The sequence below is a fragment of the Streptomyces capitiformicae genome (genome assembly GCF_002214185.1).
GTDB classification, from domain to species: domain Bacteria; phylum Actinomycetota; class Actinomycetes; order Streptomycetales; family Streptomycetaceae; genus Streptomyces; species Streptomyces capitiformicae.
This window is the reverse complement of record NZ_CP022161.1, coordinates 5058348-5074322: the sequence shown is the minus strand read 5'-3', so window position 1 is coordinate 5074322 and position 15975 is coordinate 5058348. Positions and strand designations below refer to the sequence as shown.

Annotated in this window: 12 protein-coding genes and 1 tRNA gene; 7 read left to right on the top strand and 6 right to left on the bottom strand. The window is 71.8% G+C overall.

The annotated features are described in order from the left end of the window. Positions 1-446 precede the first annotated feature (446 nt). Positions 447-1502, bottom strand: a complete 1056-nt coding sequence (locus CES90_RS22640; protein ID WP_189788610.1) for an LLM class F420-dependent oxidoreductase — start codon at positions 1500-1502, stop codon at positions 447-449. A gap of 214 nt (positions 1503-1716) precedes the next feature. Here CES90_RS22640 and CES90_RS22635 point away from each other — a divergent pair, with 214 nt between their 5' ends. Together CES90_RS22635 and CES90_RS22630 are read left to right on the top strand one after the other, a co-directional pair. Then, positions 1717-2700: an aldo/keto reductase gene (locus CES90_RS22635; protein WP_189788609.1), complete on the top strand. Its 984-nt coding sequence runs from the start codon at positions 1717-1719 to the stop codon at positions 2698-2700. Beyond that, positions 2697-4865, top strand: a complete 2169-nt coding sequence (locus CES90_RS22630; RefSeq protein WP_189788608.1) for a helix-hairpin-helix domain-containing protein — start codon at positions 2697-2699, stop codon at positions 4863-4865. Before CES90_RS22635 ends, CES90_RS22630 begins: the two co-directional genes overlap by 4 nt. Before the next feature lie 109 nt (positions 4866-4974). Here the strand turns inward: CES90_RS22630 and CES90_RS22625 are convergent, their stop codons facing one another. Next, a complete protein-coding gene (locus CES90_RS22625) occupies positions 4975-5652 on the bottom strand; it encodes a hypothetical protein (protein WP_189788607.1) in 678 nt (225 codons plus the stop codon). A 48-nt stretch (positions 5653-5700) separates the two neighbouring features. Here CES90_RS22625 and CES90_RS22620 point away from each other — a divergent pair, with 48 nt between their 5' ends. Then, positions 5701-5889: a DUF5703 family protein gene (locus CES90_RS22620; protein WP_005485166.1), complete on the top strand. Its 189-nt coding sequence runs from the start codon at positions 5701-5703 to the stop codon at positions 5887-5889. Between the two features lie 60 nt (positions 5890-5949). Here CES90_RS22620 and CES90_RS22615 read toward each other — a convergent pair whose 3' ends face one another. The 3 genes from CES90_RS22615 to CES90_RS22605 all read right to left on the bottom strand — a co-directional run bounded on the left by CES90_RS22615 (position 5950) and on the right by CES90_RS22605 (position 8766). Beyond that, entirely contained in the window at positions 5950-6879 is a 930-nt protein-coding gene (locus CES90_RS22615; RefSeq protein WP_208921437.1) for a chaplin, read from the bottom strand. Positions 6880-7023: 144 nt separating this feature from the next. Continuing rightward, positions 7024-7257 carry a chaplin ChpH gene (chpH, locus tag CES90_RS22610; protein WP_189786956.1) on the bottom strand — a complete coding sequence of 78 codons (234 nt, stop codon included), beginning with the start codon at positions 7255-7257 and terminating at the stop codon, positions 7024-7026. Positions 7258-7440: 183 nt separating this feature from the next. Further along, entirely contained in the window at positions 7441-8766 is a 1326-nt protein-coding gene (locus CES90_RS22605) for a M20/M25/M40 family metallo-hydrolase (RefSeq protein WP_189786957.1), read from the bottom strand. A 198-nt stretch (positions 8767-8964) separates the two neighbouring features. Between CES90_RS22605 and CES90_RS22600 the strand changes: the two genes are divergently transcribed. From CES90_RS22600 to CES90_RS22585, 4 genes are all read left to right on the top strand, one after another. Next, a tRNA-Leu gene (locus tag CES90_RS22600) sits at positions 8965-9049 on the top strand. A gap of 282 nt (positions 9050-9331) precedes the next feature. After that, positions 9332-13207: a Pls/PosA family non-ribosomal peptide synthetase gene (locus CES90_RS22595; protein ID WP_189786958.1), complete on the top strand. Its 3876-nt coding sequence runs from the start codon at positions 9332-9334 to the stop codon at positions 13205-13207. Between the two features lie 68 nt (positions 13208-13275). Beyond that, positions 13276-14676: a M1 family metallopeptidase gene (locus CES90_RS22590; RefSeq protein WP_189786959.1), complete on the top strand. Its 1401-nt coding sequence runs from the start codon at positions 13276-13278 to the stop codon at positions 14674-14676. Between the two features lie 10 nt (positions 14677-14686). After that, complete coding sequence (locus CES90_RS22585) at positions 14687-15127, top strand: YchJ family protein (protein WP_373313569.1); 441 nt, start codon at positions 14687-14689, stop codon at positions 15125-15127. A gap of 20 nt (positions 15128-15147) precedes the next feature. Here CES90_RS22585 and CES90_RS22580 read toward each other — a convergent pair whose 3' ends face one another. After that, positions 15148-15873, bottom strand: a complete 726-nt coding sequence (locus CES90_RS22580) for a FadR/GntR family transcriptional regulator (RefSeq protein ID WP_189786961.1) — start codon at positions 15871-15873, stop codon at positions 15148-15150. Positions 15874-15975: the final 102 nt, after the last annotated feature.

Here is a 15975-nt window from a genome sequence, read left to right as displayed (position 1 = left end):
AGCCCGGCAACAGCTGTGTCGGACAAATCCGCCAAACGAAGGACGGCGGGCTCCGCGGGCGCGTAACCGAACGGGCCGGTGCCGCGTTGTCCCCCGTGACGGCCGTGGCGGGGAAGACCCCCGAGCCCCCACCACGGCCGTAGGGCCTGTCGTCAAATTCCCGTCGTCGCCCGAAGGGCGGCCCCGCGGCGTCTGGTGCGTGCTCTCGGCGTGCCGGGCGGAAGGCCCCGTAGATGGACTGGATGTACTTGGGCTTTCGCCCGGTGCGGCGGTGGGGCCCCTCCCGCTCATGGGGCCCCTCCCGCTCGAGCGAAGCCGAGAGTGGGGGAGAAGCCGAGAATGAAGGAGAAGCCGAGAGTGGGGGAGCATGCCAGGCGTCGCGGGGCAGACGGGAATTTGACGACAGGCCCTGCTTCGCCGGATCCCGCAGGGCCTGTGCCGTCCCGTTACGCGAGTCCGGCCCGCTCCAGGGCCTCGGAACCGGCCCGGAGCGAGGCGACCCGCTCCTCCAGCGTGAAGCCGGCCGGGGCCAGCGTGAGGGTGGTGACACCGGCCTCGGCGTACGCCTTCATCCGGTCGGCGATGCGCTCCACGGAACCGAGCAGCGTCGTCTGGTCGATCAGCTCGTGCGGGATGGCGGCCGCGGCCCCGGCCTTGTCACCGGCCAGGTACTTGTCCTGGATCTCGGCGGCCTCCTTCTCGTAGCCCATGCGCTGGGCGAGCTGGTTGTAGAAGTTCTGCTTGCGGCTGCCCATGCCGCCGACGTACAGCGCGGTGTACGGCCGGAAAGTGTCGGCGAGCGTCGTGACGTCCTTGTCGTCGCCGACGGCGAGCGGCAGCGTCGGGCAGACGTCGAAGCCGTCGAGGGTCTTGCCGGCTTTCTCGCGGCCGACGCGGAGGTACTTGATCGCGGTGTCTTCGAGGTGCTCGGCGGAGGGGAAGATGAGCAGGGCGCCGTCGGCGATCTCGCCGGTCTGCTCCAGGTTCTTCGGGCCGATCGCCGCGATGTACAGCGGGATGTGCTCGCGGGTGGGGTGCACGGTGAGCTTCAGCGGCTTGCCGGGCCCGCCGGGCAGCGGCAGCGTCCAGTGCTCGCCGTCGTGCGACAGCCGTTCCCTGGTCATCGCCTTGCGGACGATCTCGACGTACTCGCGGGTGCGGGCGAGCGGCTTGTCGAACTTGACCCCGTACCAGCCCTCGGAGACCTGCGGCCCCGAGACGCCGAGGCCGAGCCGGAAGCGGCCGCCGGAGAGCGAGTCCAGCGTCGCGGCGGTCATGGCGGTCATCGCGGGCTGGCGGGCCGGGATCTGGAAGATGGCCGAACCCACGTCGATGCGCTCGGTCTTGGCGGCGACCCAGCTGAGCACGGTCGCCGCGTCCGAGCCGTACGCCTCCGCGGCCCAGCACACGGCGTATCCCAGCCGGTCGGCCTCCTGGGCCACGGCCAGATTGTCCCCGTCCATTCCGGCACCCCAGTACCCGAGGTTGATCCCGAGCTTCATATAGACCAGCCTTCCCCTTACCGATCAGTAACGTCCCTTGTGTGGCCGACCCTACCGGCAGACCGCCGCCTTGGAGCTCGGGTGGTGCGGTGGTCGGGCGACCGCGGGTGAGTGGGCGATCGACCATGAGCGCCCCGCACGTACTCACTGACCGCAGAAATCGGTTATCCACAGGCACCCCCGTGGCGAACTCTGGACAGTAATGTCGGCGTTCATGGAGCAGAGGCATCTCGGCCGTACCGGCCTGCGTGTGTCCCGGATCGGGCTCGGCACCCTGACGTGGGGCCGCGACACGGACGAGCACGACGCCGCGGACATGTTGAAGGTGTTCTGGGAGGCGGGCGGCACCCTCGTCGACACGGCGGACGTGTACGGCGACGGGGAGGCCGAGTATCTGCTCGGGCAGTTGATGGACGGTCTCGTGCCCCGCCGCGACCTGGTCATCTCCACCAAGGCCGGCAGCGTCCCGGACCCCGACCGCCGCTTCGACGGCTCCCGCGGCCATCTCCTAGCCGCCCTGGACGCCTCCCTCGCCCGCCTCGGCACGGACTACGTGGACCTCTGGCACATCCACGCCTTCGATCCCGAAACCCCGCTGGACGAAACGCTGCAGGCCCTCGACCTGGCCGTCAGCAGCGGCCGCGCGCGTTACGCCGGCGTCTCCAACTTCTGCGGCTGGCAGCTCGCGAAGGCGGCCACCTGGCAGCTCTCGGCGCCAGGGATACGCACCCGCCTGGCCAGTACGCAGATGGAGTACTCCCTGCTGCAGCGCGGCGTCGAGCGCGAGGTGCTGCCCGCCGCGCTGGACCTGGGCGTCGGTCTGCTGCCGTCCTCGCCGCTGGGCCGTGGGGTGCTGACCGGCAAGTACCGACACAGCACGCCCCCGGACTCGCGGGGCGGCTCGGAGCACATGGCGCCGTTCGTCGCGCCGTACCTCGACGACACGGCGACCGGCATCGTGGACGCGGTGCAGACCGCCGCGGACGGCCTTGCCGTGACCCCGCTCCAGGTGGCCCTCGCCTGGGTGCGCGACCGGCCCGGCGTCGCCGCGCCCATCGTCGGCGCCCGCAACGCGCTGCAGCTCACGGCGGCGTTGTCAGTGGAGACCCTTAGTCTTCCTGACGAGATCTGCCGGGCGCTCGACGACGTGTCGGCGCCCGTGCACCACTATCCCGATCACGACTGGAGCACGCTGTGAGCACGGAGCCCGCGACCACGGAGCCGGAAGAGCCGGCGGGACGGGGCGACGGGACCCCCGACGGCGGGACCCCGACGACCGAGGGCGCTGGGACCCCGACGACGGAGGGCGCTCCCGGGTCCGGTGACGCCGAGGCCGCGCCCGAATTGTCCGAGGTGCAGGCCGAGTTGGAGGCGCAGCGGCTGGAGCGGGAGCGGATCGAGCGGCGCAAGGCCGAGAAGAAGGGGCCGATCGCGAGCGGGGCCAAGCTCAGCGGTACGGCCGCGGATCTGCTGGCCGCCGTACGGGCCGTGGAGGGTGGGCAGAAGCCCGCGGCCACCGTTTTCAGCGAGCCGGAGCCCGCGCCGCGTCGGCCCGCGCCGGAGCCGGTGCGGCAGCCGCAGCCTGTGGCGCTCCCGGCCGGTGCGGCCGCGCCCTCGGGCGAGACCGTCGAGGCCGTGCGCGCCGTGCTGGCCGAGGGCGGTGCTCCCGAGGCGCTCGTGCCGCAGGTCGCCGAGGTGCTCGGCGAGGGGGCGGGCGGCCGGCTGCGTGAGGATCCCTGGCAGTTGCTGCGGGTTCCCGGAGTGCGGCCGGAACAGGCCGACGGGTTCGCCCGGGCACTCCTCGGCGCGGAGTGCGGCCCGGACGACGAGCGGCGGGGGCGAGCGGTCACCGTATGGCTGCTGGACCAGGCGGCCGTCGCCGGGCATACGGCCCTGGAGGCCCCGGCGCTCGCCGCCGCGCTCGCCCAGCGGTCGGTTCCCGACCCGGACGCGGCGGTCCAGAGCACCGTCGCCGAGGGAGAGGCCCTGGTCTTCCAGGACGCACTCGACGACGCGCCGCCCGCCGCAGCGGCCGGCGATGCCGAGGACGACGAGGCGGAGCAGGAGCGCCCGGTGCGCGTCCTGATCGGCCTTGAGCGTTACGCCCTCGCCGAGGAGAGCCTCGCCGACGGTCTCGCCCGGGTCATGAACTCCCTGCCCAAGGACGAGCCGACGGACTGGGCCTCGGCGGCGGCGTCGGCGCCGAGGCCCGCCGCGGAGCTGATCCGCGCCGTCGCCACGCACGGGCTCGTGCTGCACACCGGCGGCGAGGCCGCACGCGCGGAACCGGCCGCCCTGATCGCCGCCGCCCGGGCGCTCGGGCTGCGGGCGTACGCGGCGACGCACAGCGCGGACGGGAGACTCCGGTTCGCCTCCCTCCTCGCCACCGCCGAGGCGGGCGACGGCACCGCCGTGGCCACCGTCGCCGGGCTGCTCTCCGGTGCGGAAGGGCCCGGCCGGGACGCCGACGGTGCGCTGGACATCGACCTCCTCGTGGTCCTGGACGCGCCGCAGCTCGATGTCGAGACGGCCGCCGTGCTCGCCGAGTCGCTGCCCGACGGTGCCCGGCTGGTGCTCAGCGGCGACCCCGGTGTGCTGTGGTCCGCCGGGCCCGGCCGAGTCTTCGCGGACCTCCTCGCCGCTCGCGCCTGTCCGCAGGTCGCCTCGCGGACGCCCGACCCCGGGCCCATCGGCGAACTCGTCTCCGGGATCGGGATCGGGGAGCTGAACCAGGTCGACGCGCCCGGCAAGGAGGTCGTGATCGTGCCGGTGCGGGACGCCGGGGAGGCGGTGCACCGGACCGTGCAGCTCGTCGTGGACTCCGTACCGCGGGCCTTCGGCCTTCCCGACGATGACGTGCAGGTGGTCACTCCCGGTCATGGGGGCGCGGCCGGGACGCGGGCGCTCAACACCGCGCTCAAGGAGCGGCTGAATCCCGGCCCGGGGCGCTTCGGCGGCTTCGACCCGGGCGACCGCGTCGCCTACTCCCCCGCGCCGGGGCGTACGACGCCGGGGCGCGTGGTCGGGGCCGACGCGGACGGGCTGCACCTGGAGTGCGGGGGTGCGGCCGTTGTCGTGCCGAAGGAGCGGGTGGAGCGGACCGTGCGGCATGGGTGGGCCCTGACCGCGCACCAGGCCGTGGGGCACCGGTGGCCGGCCGTGGTCGTCGTCCTGCCCGGGGACGCCGCGCAGGCCCTCAGCCGGCCCTGGGTGTATACGGCCTTCGGGCGTGCGGAGCGGCACCTGTCCGTCGTGCATGGTGTGGAGCAGGCGCTGCCTCGTGCGGTCGCCGAGGTGTCGGCCAAGCCCCGCACCACGCGGCTGCCGACGTTGTTGAAGGCCCAGGTGCCGTCTTCCGATTGACCTGCTGCGGGGAGGGTGCTGGGCGGGGGTGGGTTCCGCGGCTCGGCGGTTACGAGGTGCCGCCTGCGCCCACCCTCCCCCAACGCCCCAGCGGCACGACTGCCCGCGGCTAAGCCCGAGGTTTCAGTTCCTCGTCCTCCTCCTCGTCCAGTTCGAGGTCGAGGTCGTCCTCCAGGTCGTCGTCCGGCTCGTCGTCGAAGACGGCGCTGACGTCGAAGCGGCAGACGACGCGTTGGGGATCGACCTGGTCGAACGGGGCCTCAAGCCATTCGCCGGGATCGGCGGTGTCGTCCGCGGCGGTCACCCATAGCGTGGAGTCGCCCTCCTCCAGGCCGAACTCCTTGTGCCGGGAGGCGATCTCGTCCGGTTCGAACTCACCGAACAGCACACCCAGTGCTCCATGGACCGTGCCGGACGCCCCGTTCGAGTCCGACGGCTCCTCCGCGGCCTCCACCCGCTGCGCCTGCGCCAGCAACCGCTGCGGCTCGACCACCGCGTAGTCCCGGCGGATCAGCACGCTCAGTGCGCTGGGTCCCTCGGGTCCGGTGTACGGCGGCATGTCCTCGGTGCCGGGGATCTCGAAGGGAGTGACCTCGTCATAGCGGTCGTAGAGCAATTCGTCGTACTCCTCGGCGGCCGCGGCCAGCTCGTTGAACGCCTCGTAGACGGCCGGGTCGTCCTCTCCCGTCCTCCGCTCGACCGCCGCGAGATGGCGGTCGAGCGCGGTCTTGACCGCCTCGGCGGCGGCGCGTACCTCGGCAGCGGTGGGCTGCGCAGCATCAGACATAGTGCAGACGCTATCCGTACAGGGCCCCAGCCCGCACAATAGATTCCGATGCCGGAATACGAATTTGTCGACGTGTACGTACCGCGCGGGGTCTCCCGTAAGGACGCCACACGCCTGCTGACGGACCATGCCGAGTACGGACACTGGGAGCTGGACCGACTGAGCCTGCTGCGCGATGGCAGCCGCAGGGTGCGGTTGCGCCGACGGATCATCCGCCAGGTGCGCGCCACGTGGTAGGTGGGCAGACCGAACGGAGCGGGCCCCGCACCAGCGGGGCCCGCTCCGTTTTCCGTACCACTACAGTGCCGCGGCCCGGGCCTTGCGGTAGATCAGGGCGCCTCCAAGCAGCGCGCCGGCGCCCACCGGCAGTGCCAGACCGAGCGGCAGCTCGGCGCCGGTCTGGGCGAGCTGTGCGGCGCCGCCGGGCTGGGTGACGTGCTGCGAACCCGGCTCGTTGGTGTCGCCACCGGGCTTGCCCGGCTCGTTCGGCTGCCCCGGCTTCTCGGGCACCTGCGGGGCCGGCTGTCCGGGCTCGCCCGGCGGGTTCTGCTGGCCACCGCCCGGGTTCTCGTGCGCCCCTCCGCCGCCCGAGTTCCCGCAGTCGTTGTCCGTGACCCCGTTGCCGATGCCGGCCACGCTGACGCCGTTGCCGCACACGTTGACCGGCACGTCCACCGGGGCCTGCACATTGTTCCCGGAGCCCACGCCCGGCGAGTTGCTCGTGTGGCCGTCGGCCTGGGACCCACCGTTCCCGGAGCCGTCGCCGTAGTGGCCCCCGCCGCCCGAGCCGTTGGAGCAGTCGTTGCCCATGGCCGTGTTGCCGACGCCGATCACGTTGACACTGTTGCCGCAGGCATTGACCGGCACATTCACCGGGGCCTGCACATTGTTCCCGGAGGCCACGCCCGGCGAGTCACTGGCGTGACCGCGGGCCTGGGACCCACCGTGCGACGAACCGGAGCCGTCGGCGTGCTGGCCGCCGCCCGATCCGTTGGCACACTTGTTGCCGGCCGCCGGGTTGAGCAGCCCGACCACGTTCACGGTGTTGCCGCAGACGTTGACCGGCACGTTCACCGGGGCCTGAACGTTGTTGCCGGACAGCACACCGGGCGAGTTGCCGGCGAAGCCCTGCGCTCCGGAGTCGGCGTGTGCGTAGCCGCCGGCCGCGGCGAGCACGCCGGACGCGGCCGCCACCGTCATGAGGCGCTTGCGGGTGACCTGTCGCATTGCTGATTTACCTGCCTTAACCAGATGTTCTGAACCAGATGTTCTGATCTTCTGCACCTTGCCGAGAGACCGATCGGCCCCGGAGTGCATGGCGCGCACTCCGGGGCCGACGGTTTTCAGACCCTCACCGGGTGAGGCACAACGTCACTTGTTGATGCAGGTGTTGCCGAAGGCGGGGTTCAGCAGCCCGATCACGTTGACCGTGTTGCCGCACACGTTCGTGGCGACGTCGACGGGCACCTGGACGACGTTGCCCGACGCGACACCCGGGGAGTGCACGGCGGCACCGTGGGCACCGGCGTCGGCGACAGCCAGACCCGCACCCGCGAGCACCAGACCACCGGTGGCAGCCGCAGCAGCGACGACCTTCTTGATCATTATTCCTCCTTGTTGGCAATGCGACCCCGAGTAGCGAGTCGCATCACCTGTAACGAGGAGGGAGTAATCGAGCTACGAGCTGATGGTCCGATTCACTCGCCACGGTCGATCGTCGTACGAGCTGCCGAATACTGGAGTGTCGTTTCAGCGCGCAATTCGGGACAGAACAAAGCCGGTTGAGGATCAGGACGCGTCGATGAAACGGTCGAGCACGCGCACGCCGAACTTCAAACCCTCCACCGGCACCCTTTCGTCGACGCCGTGGAACATGCCCGCGAAGTCCAGCTCCGGCGGCAGCTTGAGCGGCGCGAAACCGAAGCCACGGATGCCGAGGTCGTCGAAGGACTTGGCGTCCGTGCCCCCGGAGAGCATGTACGGGACCGCCTTCGCGGCCGGGTCCTCGGCGACCAGCGCGGACTGCATCGCGTCCACGAGCGCCCCGTCGAAGGAGGTCTCCAGCGCCTTGTCGGAGTGCACGTCCTCGCGCCGCACGTTCGGGCCGAGGATCCGGTCGAGGTCGGCGAGGAACTCCTCCTCGAACCCGGGCAGGAACCGCCCGTCCACGTGCGCGGTGGCCTCGCCCGGGATGACGTTGACCTTGTAACCGGCGCCCAGCTGCGTCGGGTTGGCGGTGTTCCCGAGGGTCGCGCCGATGAGCTTGGCGATGCCGCCGAGCTTGGCGAGGGTGCCCTCCATGTTCTCCGGGTCGAGTTCGGTGCCGAGCGCGTCGCCGAGTTCGTCGAGGAAGGCCCGGGTCGTCTTGGTGACCCGCACCGGGAACGTGTGGCGGCCGAGCCGCGCGACGGCCTCCGACAGCTCGGTGATCGCGTTGTCCCGGTGGATCATCGACCCGTGCCCGGCCGTGCCGGCCACGGTCAGCTTCATCCAGTGCATGCCCTTCTCGGCCGTCTGGATCAGATAGAGCCGTCGCTGCTCGCTCACGGTGAACGAGAACCCGCCCACCTCGCTGATCGCCTCGGTGACACCCTCGAAGAGGTCGGGATGGTTCTTGACCAGGTACTTCGCGCCGTATGTACCGCCGGCCTCCTCGTCCGCGAGGAAGGCGAGCACGATGTCGCGCGGGGGCTTGCGGCCGCTGCGCAGCCGGTCCCGTACGACCGCCAGCGTCATCGCGTCCATGTCCTTCATGTCGACCGCGCCCCGGCCCCACACGCAGCCGTCCGCGACCTCGCCGGAGAACGGGTGGTGGGTCCAGTCCGCCGCGTTGGCCGGTACGACGTCGGTGTGGCCGTGGATGAGCAGCGCGGGCCGGGACGGGTCCTCGCCCTCGATGCGGGCCACCGTGGAGGCGCGGCCCGGGTGCGACTCGAAGATCCTCGGTTCGAGCCCCACCTCGGCGAGCTTCTCGGCGACGTACTCGGCGGCCTTGCGTTCGCCCGGGCCGGAGTGGTCGCCGAAGTTGCTGGTGTCGATCTGGATCAGCTCGCGGCAGAGGTCGACGACCTCGTCCTCGCCGGTCACGCGCCTGGCCGTGTCCGTCTCGCTCACGCTGGTTCCTCCCGCTGTCGCTGCTGGTGGTTCCCCCTCATCCTCCTCCTGCCCCACCTGCGGCATAAGAGCAGGACGGGCCCGTCACACGCCGTTCACGCCCGGCCGTCCCCGGAACGGGGCGTGATCGAGGGCCCTCGAAAGCCTGGTAATGTTTCCTTCGTCGCCGCGAGGGGAACCCCGCGCGACAGACACCTTGTCCGGGTGGCGGAATGGCAGACGCGCTAGCTTGAGGTGCTAGTGCCCTTTATCGGGCGTGGGGGTTCAAGTCCCCCCTCGGACACACTGTGGCGAAGGCCGCGACCATCAGGTCGCGGCCTTCGTTGGTTAACAGCGCCGAAATGTGGGGGACGTCTCTCCTTCCCGGAGAAACCCCAGGTCAGGGGGTATGCCCTGGAGGCTTCGGGTCGTCTCGCGGTTGCCCCCGCTTGGCCGTCTCAACAGGCCGTAGTCATCCGAGCACTAGAGTATTGGGCTTGTTCGGCGCCACAACGGAACATCCCCAGGCAGACCTGTGGGCCCGTCGGCGCCCCCGGATGGTCCGGGTTCGAGAGGCGAGGATCCGATGGCCGCCGTATACGACAGTCCCGACCTCACGCTGCTCGACGGCGAGCTGACGGAGGGAACGGGAGAGTCCGACGGCTCGGCCCGCTTCGCCGCGGGGCCCGCCGCGTCACCGCGGACGCTCGTCGACGTCTTCGAGGCGTCCGTACGGTCGTACCCGGACGAGCCCGCGCTGGACGACGGGAAGCGGAGGCTCACCTACCGGGAACTGGCCGTCGAGGTCGAGCGTCTGCGGCGGAAGTTGGGGTCCGCCGGGGTCGGGCTCGGCGACCGGGTGGGCGTGCGGGTGCCGTCGGGCACCAATGAGCTGTACGTGGCGATCCTCGCGGTGCTGGCCGCCGGTGCCGCGTACGTCCCGGTGGACGCCGAGGATCCCGATGAGCGGGCCGAGCTGGTGTTCGGGGAGGCCGAGGTGCGGGCGGTCGTCGGGGCCGGGCACCGGCTCACCGTCAACGGCACGTCCGAGGCCGCGGCCGCGCGGCCCGGGGTCGAGCACGACGCGTGGATCATCTTCACCTCCGGGTCCACCGGCAAGCCCAAGGGCGTCGCCGTGAGCCATCGCAGCGCCGCCGCGTTCGTGGACGCCGAGGCCGCGTTGTTCCTCACCGAGGAGCCGATCGGGCCCGGGGACCGGGTGATGGCCGGGCTGTCGGTCGCCTTCGACGCCTCCTGCGAGGAGATGTGGCTGGCCTGGCGGTACGGGGCCTGTCTGGTGCCGGTGCCGCGTGCGCAGGTCAGGAGCGGTGCCGATCTGGGGCACTGGCTGGTCGAGCAGGAGATCACCGTCGTCTCGACCGTGCCGACGCTGGCCGCGCTGTGGGAGCCCGAGGCGCTGGGCGACGTACGGCTGCTGATCTTCGGCGGTGAGGCCTGCCCGCCCGAGCTGGCGCAGCGGCTGGTGACCGAGGGCCGCGAGGTCTGGAACACGTACGGGCCCACCGAGGCGACAGTGGTCGCCTGTGCCTCGCTCATGTCGGGTGAGGAGCCCATTCGGATCGGGCTGCCCCTGGGCGGCTGGGAGCTGGCCGTCGTCGACGAGGCCGGGGAGCCCGTGCCGATGGGGGGCAGCGGGCAGCTGGTCATCGGCGGGGTCGGGCTGGCGCGGTATCTCGACGCCGAGAAGGACGCGGAGAAGTACGCGCCGCTCAAGTCGCTCGGCTGGGAGCGCGCCTACCGGAGCGGGGATCTCGTCAAGGCCGAGCCCGAGGGGTTGATCTTCCTCGGGCGGGCCGATGAGCAGATCAAGCTCGGCGGACGGCGGATCGAGCTGGGTGAGGTCGACGCCGCGTTGCAGGCGCTGCCCGGTGTCGCGGGTGCCGCGGCGGCCGTACGGACCGCGCGGAGCGGCAATCAGCTGCTCGTCGGGTACGTCGTCACCCAGGACGGGTGGGACCAGGCGGCGGCCGTCGAGAAGCTGCGGGCCGAGCTGCCGGCCGCGTTGGTGCCGCTGCTGGCGCCGGTGACGGAGCTGCCGACACGGACGTCCGGGAAGGTCGACCGGAACGCGCTGCCGTGGCCGCTTCCGGAGCTGGAGACCGCCGGTCCGGCCGAGGAGTTGTACGGGACCGAGGCGTGGCTCGCCGAGCAGTGGGCCGAGGTGCTCGGGGTGCCGGTCGGCGGCGCGGAGGACGACTTCTTCGCGATCGGTGGCGGCAGTCTGGCCGCCGCCCAGCTGACGACGAAGCTGCGGAGCCGGTATCCGAGCGTCGCCGTGCTGGACATCTACCAGCGGCCGACGGTGCGGAAGCTGGCCCGGTATCTGGAGGAGTCCGGCCAGGAGGACGGTGCCGAGCGTGCGGTGACCCCCGTGCCGGTACGGGCCCGTGTCGTCCAGTCGCTGCTGCTCGTCACGCTGTTCACGCTGCTCGGGCTGCGGTGGGTCGTCCCGTTGGCCGCGCTCGGGAATCTGCTCACTCCGTACGGCTGGCTGCCGACCGCGCCCTGGTGGGCGGTCGTGGCCGGGGCGGTGCTGTTCTTCAGCCCGCCGGGGCGGCTCGCGATCGCGGCGGGCGGGGCGCGGCTGCTGCTGCGCGGAGTCGAGCCCGGTCGGTACGCCCGTGGCGGAAGCGTGCATCTGCGGTTGTGGGCGGCCGAGCGGCTGGCCGAGTTCAGTGGCGCGACCTCGCTGACCGGGGTCTGGCTGGAGCGGTACGCCCGCGCCCTGGGCGCCAAGGTCGGGGCGGATGTGGACCTGCACACACTGCCGCCGGTGACCGGGCTGCTCAAGCTCGGGCGGGGTGCGGCCGTGGAGTCCGAGGTGGATCTCTCCGGGTACTGGCTGGACGGGGATCGGTTGGAGATCGGCGCCGTGAAGGTGGGCGCCGGTGCGGTGGTCGGGACGCGGAGCATGCTGCTGCCGGGGGCGCGCGTGGGCAAGCGGGCCGAGGTGGCCCCGGGTTCCGCCGTGGCCGGGCAGGTCCCGACCGGGCAGCGCTGGGCCGGGGCGCCGGCCGTCAAGCTGGGCAAGGCGAAGCGGAACTGGCCCAAGGAGCGCCCGCAGCGAGGCCTGTTCTGGCGGGCGTCGTACGGCGTGACCGGCGTCGGGCTGACCGCGCTGCCGCTGCTCGCCCTGGTCGCCGCGCTGGCCGTGCTCGGTCTGTTCGTGGACCCGGACGCCGGGCTCGGTGCGGCGCTGCGGGGCGCGGCGATCGGGCTGGTGCCGGCCACGCTCGCGTTCGGGGCGGCGTACGCGCTGCTGCTGCTCGTCGCCGTGCGGCTGCTGAGCCTCAGGCTGCGCGAGGGCACGCATCCCACGCACAGCAGGATCGGGTGGCAGGCCTGGACGGTCACCCAGCTGATGGACCGGTCGCGGGAGACGCTGTTCCCGCTGTACGCCGGGCTGGTCACGCCGGTGTGGCTGCGACTGCTCGGGATGCGGATCGGCAAGGGCGCCGAGGTGTCCACCGTGCTCGCGCTGCCGAGCCTGACCACGGTCGGGGACGGGGCGTTCCTCGCCGATGACACGCTGACTGCGCCGTACGAGCTGGGTGGCGGCTGGATGCGGATCGGGCGGGCGGAGATCGGGCGGCGGGCGTTCCTCGGGAATTCCGGGATGACCGCGCCGGGGCGGAGCGTGCCGGAGGGCGGGCTCGTCGGGGTGCTGTCGGCGACGCCGAAGAAGGCGAAGAAGGGCAGCTCGTATCTGGGGTTGCCGCCGGTGAAGCTGCCCCGGTCGACGGCCGGCGGCGACCAGAGCCGGACGTACGAGCCGCCGGCGCGGCTGTTGTGGGCGCGGGCGCTGGTGGAGCTGTGCCGGATCGTGCCGGTGTTCTGCTCGGCGGGGCTCGCGCTGCTGACGGTGGCGGCGCTGAGCGTGCTCGGCGGCTGGGCGTGGCTGCTGGGCGGGGTCGTGCTGCTGGGTGCGGGGGCCGTGGGAGCCGTGCTCTCGATCGTGGCGAAGTGGCTTCTCGTGGGACGGCATCGCAGTGGTGAGCATCCGCTGTGGAGCGGTTTCGTGTGGCGCAACGAGTTGGCGGACACCTTCGTGGAGGTGCTGGCCGTGCCGTGGCTGGCCGGGTCGGTGCCCGGTACGCCGGTGCTGAACCTGTGGCTGCGCGGGCTCGGGGCGCGGATCGGCAGGGGTGTGTGGGTGGAGAGCTACTGGCTGCCCGAGACCGATCTGGTCACGCTCGGCGACGGGGCCACGGTGAACCGGGGGTGCGTGCTGCAGACCCACCTCTTCCACGACCGGATCTTGCGGACGGATACTGTGGAACTCCGTGAGGGCGCCACCTTGGGCCCGGGCGGAATCGTCCTGCCCGGGAGTGTGGTCGGGGCCCGCACCACGCTGGGTCCGGCGTCGCTGGTCATGGCCGCGGAGTCCGTTCCCGACGACACCCGGTGGCTGGGCAACCCGATCGAGGCATGGCGCCGTTGACTGCGGCCCCGGCCGCGTCGGGGGACGATGGAGGTCGTACGAGAGCGGAGCGGGGAGCAGAAGCGGCAGTGGCGGTTCAGCAGTCAGTGGGTCCGGACCCGTACTTCCCGGCGAACGGTGATTCCCGTTACCGGGTGCACCGGTACGAGGTCGCCGTGGACTACCGCCCCGGTCCGAACCGGCTCTCCGGCACGGCGCGGCTGAACGCGATAGCGGGCCGTGCCGCGCTCTCCGAGTTCCAGCTGAACCTCGCCGACTTCAAGATCGGGCGGGTCCGGGTCGACGGCCGGGCACCGCACTACACGCACCGGGGCGGCAGGCTGCGCGTCCGCCCCGCCAAGCCGATCCGGGCCGGGGCCGCGTTCACCGTCGAGGTGCACTGGTCGGGCAACCCGAAGCCGGTGAACAGCCCCTGGGGCGGGCTCGGTTGGGAGGAGCTGACCGACGGGGCGCTGGTGGCGAGCCAGCCGATCGGGGCGCCGTCGTGGTACCCGTGCAACGACCGGCCGGCCGACAAGGCGTCGTACCAGATCTCGATCACGACGCCGTCCGCGTACCAGGTGGTGGCGGGCGGTCGGCTGCTGACCCGTACGGCGAAGGCGTCCACGACGACGTGGGTGTACGAGCAGTCGGCGCCGACGTCGAGCTATCTGGTCGGCCTGTCGATCGGCAAGTACCAGACGGTGCTGCTGGGCGACCCGGGTCCGGGTGGCGTACCGCAGCACGGGCACATCCCGGCGCATCTCCTCACGGAATTCTCCCGGGACTTCGCGCGGCAGCCCGCCATGATGGAGCTGTTCGAGGAACTCTTCGGGCCGTATCCGTTCGGTGAGTACGCGGTGGTGGTGACCGAGGAGGAGCTCGATGTCCCCGTCGAGGCACAGGGGTTGTCGCTGTTCGGCGCCAACCACGTGGACGGGGCGCGGGGTTCGGAGCGGCTGGTCGCGCACGAGCTGGCCCACCAGTGGTTCGGCAACAGTGTGTCCATCGCCGACTGGCGGCACATCTGGCTGAACGAAGGTTTCGCCAAGTACGCCGAGTGGCTGTGGTCGGAGCGCTCCGGCGGCCGGAGCGCTCAGCAACTGGCCGCCGCCGCGCACCAGAAGCTGTCCGCGCTCCCGCAGGACCTGCGGCTGGCCGACCCGGGCCGGAAGCTGATGTTCGACGACCGGCTCTACGAGCGCGGCGGGTTGACCGTGCACGCGGTGCGCTGCGTGCTCGGCGACGACGCCTTCTTCCGTATGCTGCGGGGCTGGGCGAACGTCCACCGGGGTGGTGCCGTCACGACAGCGGCCTTCACCGCCCACGCCGCGCGGTACGCGGACGGTTCGCTGGACGACCTGTTCAGGGCGTGGCTGCACGACACAGCCCTGCCGCCGCTGCCGTCGTTGCCGTCGCCGCCGGTGTCCAAGAGGGCCGCGGTGCCGGCGCGGCCGTCGTATCCGCCGACGAACGCGGGGTCCGCGTAAGGCGGGCACAATGGCAGGCATGTCGTCGCGCCGTCGCTCCAAGGCCACTCGGAAGCCAACGTCCGGGCCCTCCTCGACCGCCCCTCGGCCGTGCCCGTGCGGGCTCCCTGAGACGTACGACAGCTGCTGCGGCCGCCTCCACTCCGGTAACGTCGCCGCCCCGACCGCCGAGGCGCTGATGCGGTCCCGCTACGCCGCGTTCGTCGTACGGGACGAGGGGTACCTGCTGCGGACCTGGCACCCTCGTACGCGCCCCTCGAACGTCGACTTCGACCCGGGCATGCGGTGGACCGGGCTGGAGATCCTCGACACGCGTGACGGCTCGGCCTTCCACACCACCGGCACCGTCACCTTCCGCGCCTCTTTCCGGGGCGGCGCGCTGCACGAGCGGAGCCGGTTCGAGCGGGTGGACGGAGCCTGGGTGTATGTGGACGGGGAGTTTCTGACCTAGGCCAGAGTCTCCGACCTGGGTCAACCGGAGGCCGGGGCGTGGCCGTTGGGGGCCAGGACGTCCAGTTCCTGGAGGGCGCCGACGGTGATCTCGCGGGTGAGTTGTTCGGCTCGGGCCGCGTCGCCCTCGCGGATGGCTTCGGCGAGGTCGACGTGGAGGGTGACGGCGGCCGGGTCGGGGTCGTGGAACATGACCTCGTGGTGGGTGCGGCCCGCCAGGACTTCCTCGACCACGTCGCCGAGGCGGGCGAACATCTCGTTGCCGGACGCGTTGAGGATCAGGCGGTGGAAGGCGACGTCGTGGAGGAGGTAGCCCTCCAGTTGGTGGCCGCGTGAGTTGGCGACCATGCCGAGCGCGCACTCGGTGATCGCGGCGCACTGCTCGGCCGTGGCGTTACGGGCGGCGAGGCCCGCGGCGACCGGTTCGACGGCCGAGCGGAGCACGGTGAGCGAGCGCAGTTGGCGGGGGCGGTCGGCGCCGGCCAGGCGCCAGCGGATGACCTGGGGGTCGTAGACGTTCCACTCGGCGGACGGGCGGACGATCACACCCACCCGGCGGCGGGACTCCACCAGGTGCATCGACTCCAGGACGCGGACCGCCTCGCGCATCACCGAGCGCGACACCTCGAAGGTCTGGGCGAGTTCGTCCGTGCGCAGCACACTGCCCGGCGGGTACTCGCCCGCCGTGATCGCCGGACCGAGGGTTTCCAGTACTCGGCCGTGCAGCCCCCGGCCCGGTGTGGTCATGGGGATCAGGGTACGAGGCATGGAAGACGAAGGAAAAGTCTGATTTATTTATGCCTGGGGCTTGAAATCGTCGTATCTAATGAGCTTCAGTGTCGTCGTCGG

Coding starts and splice junctions, on each gene's coding strand:
- CES90_RS22580 (WP_189786961.1), bottom strand. CDS start 15,873: ATGACCACACCGGGCCGGGGGCTGCACGGCCGAGTACTGGAAACCCTC.
- CES90_RS22640 (WP_189788610.1), bottom strand. CDS start 1,502: ATGAAGCTCGGGATCAACCTCGGGTACTGGGGTGCCGGAATGGACGGG.
- CES90_RS22595 (WP_189786958.1), top strand. CDS start 9,332: ATGGCCGCCGTATACGACAGTCCCGACCTCACGCTGCTCGACGGCGAG.
- CES90_RS22625 (WP_189788607.1), bottom strand. CDS start 5,652: ATGTCTGATGCTGCGCAGCCCACCGCTGCCGAGGTACGCGCCGCCGCC.
- CES90_RS22615 (WP_208921437.1), bottom strand. CDS start 6,879: ATGCGACAGGTCACCCGCAAGCGCCTCATGACGGTGGCGGCCGCGTCC.
- CES90_RS22620 (WP_005485166.1), top strand. CDS start 5,701: ATGCCGGAATACGAATTTGTCGACGTGTACGTACCGCGCGGGGTCTCC.
- chpH (WP_189786956.1), bottom strand. CDS start 7,257: ATGATCAAGAAGGTCGTCGCTGCTGCGGCTGCCACCGGTGGTCTGGTG.
- CES90_RS22585 (WP_373313569.1), top strand. CDS start 14,687: ATGGCAGGCATGTCGTCGCGCCGTCGCTCCAAGGCCACTCGGAAGCCA.
- CES90_RS22635 (WP_189788609.1), top strand. CDS start 1,717: ATGGAGCAGAGGCATCTCGGCCGTACCGGCCTGCGTGTGTCCCGGATC.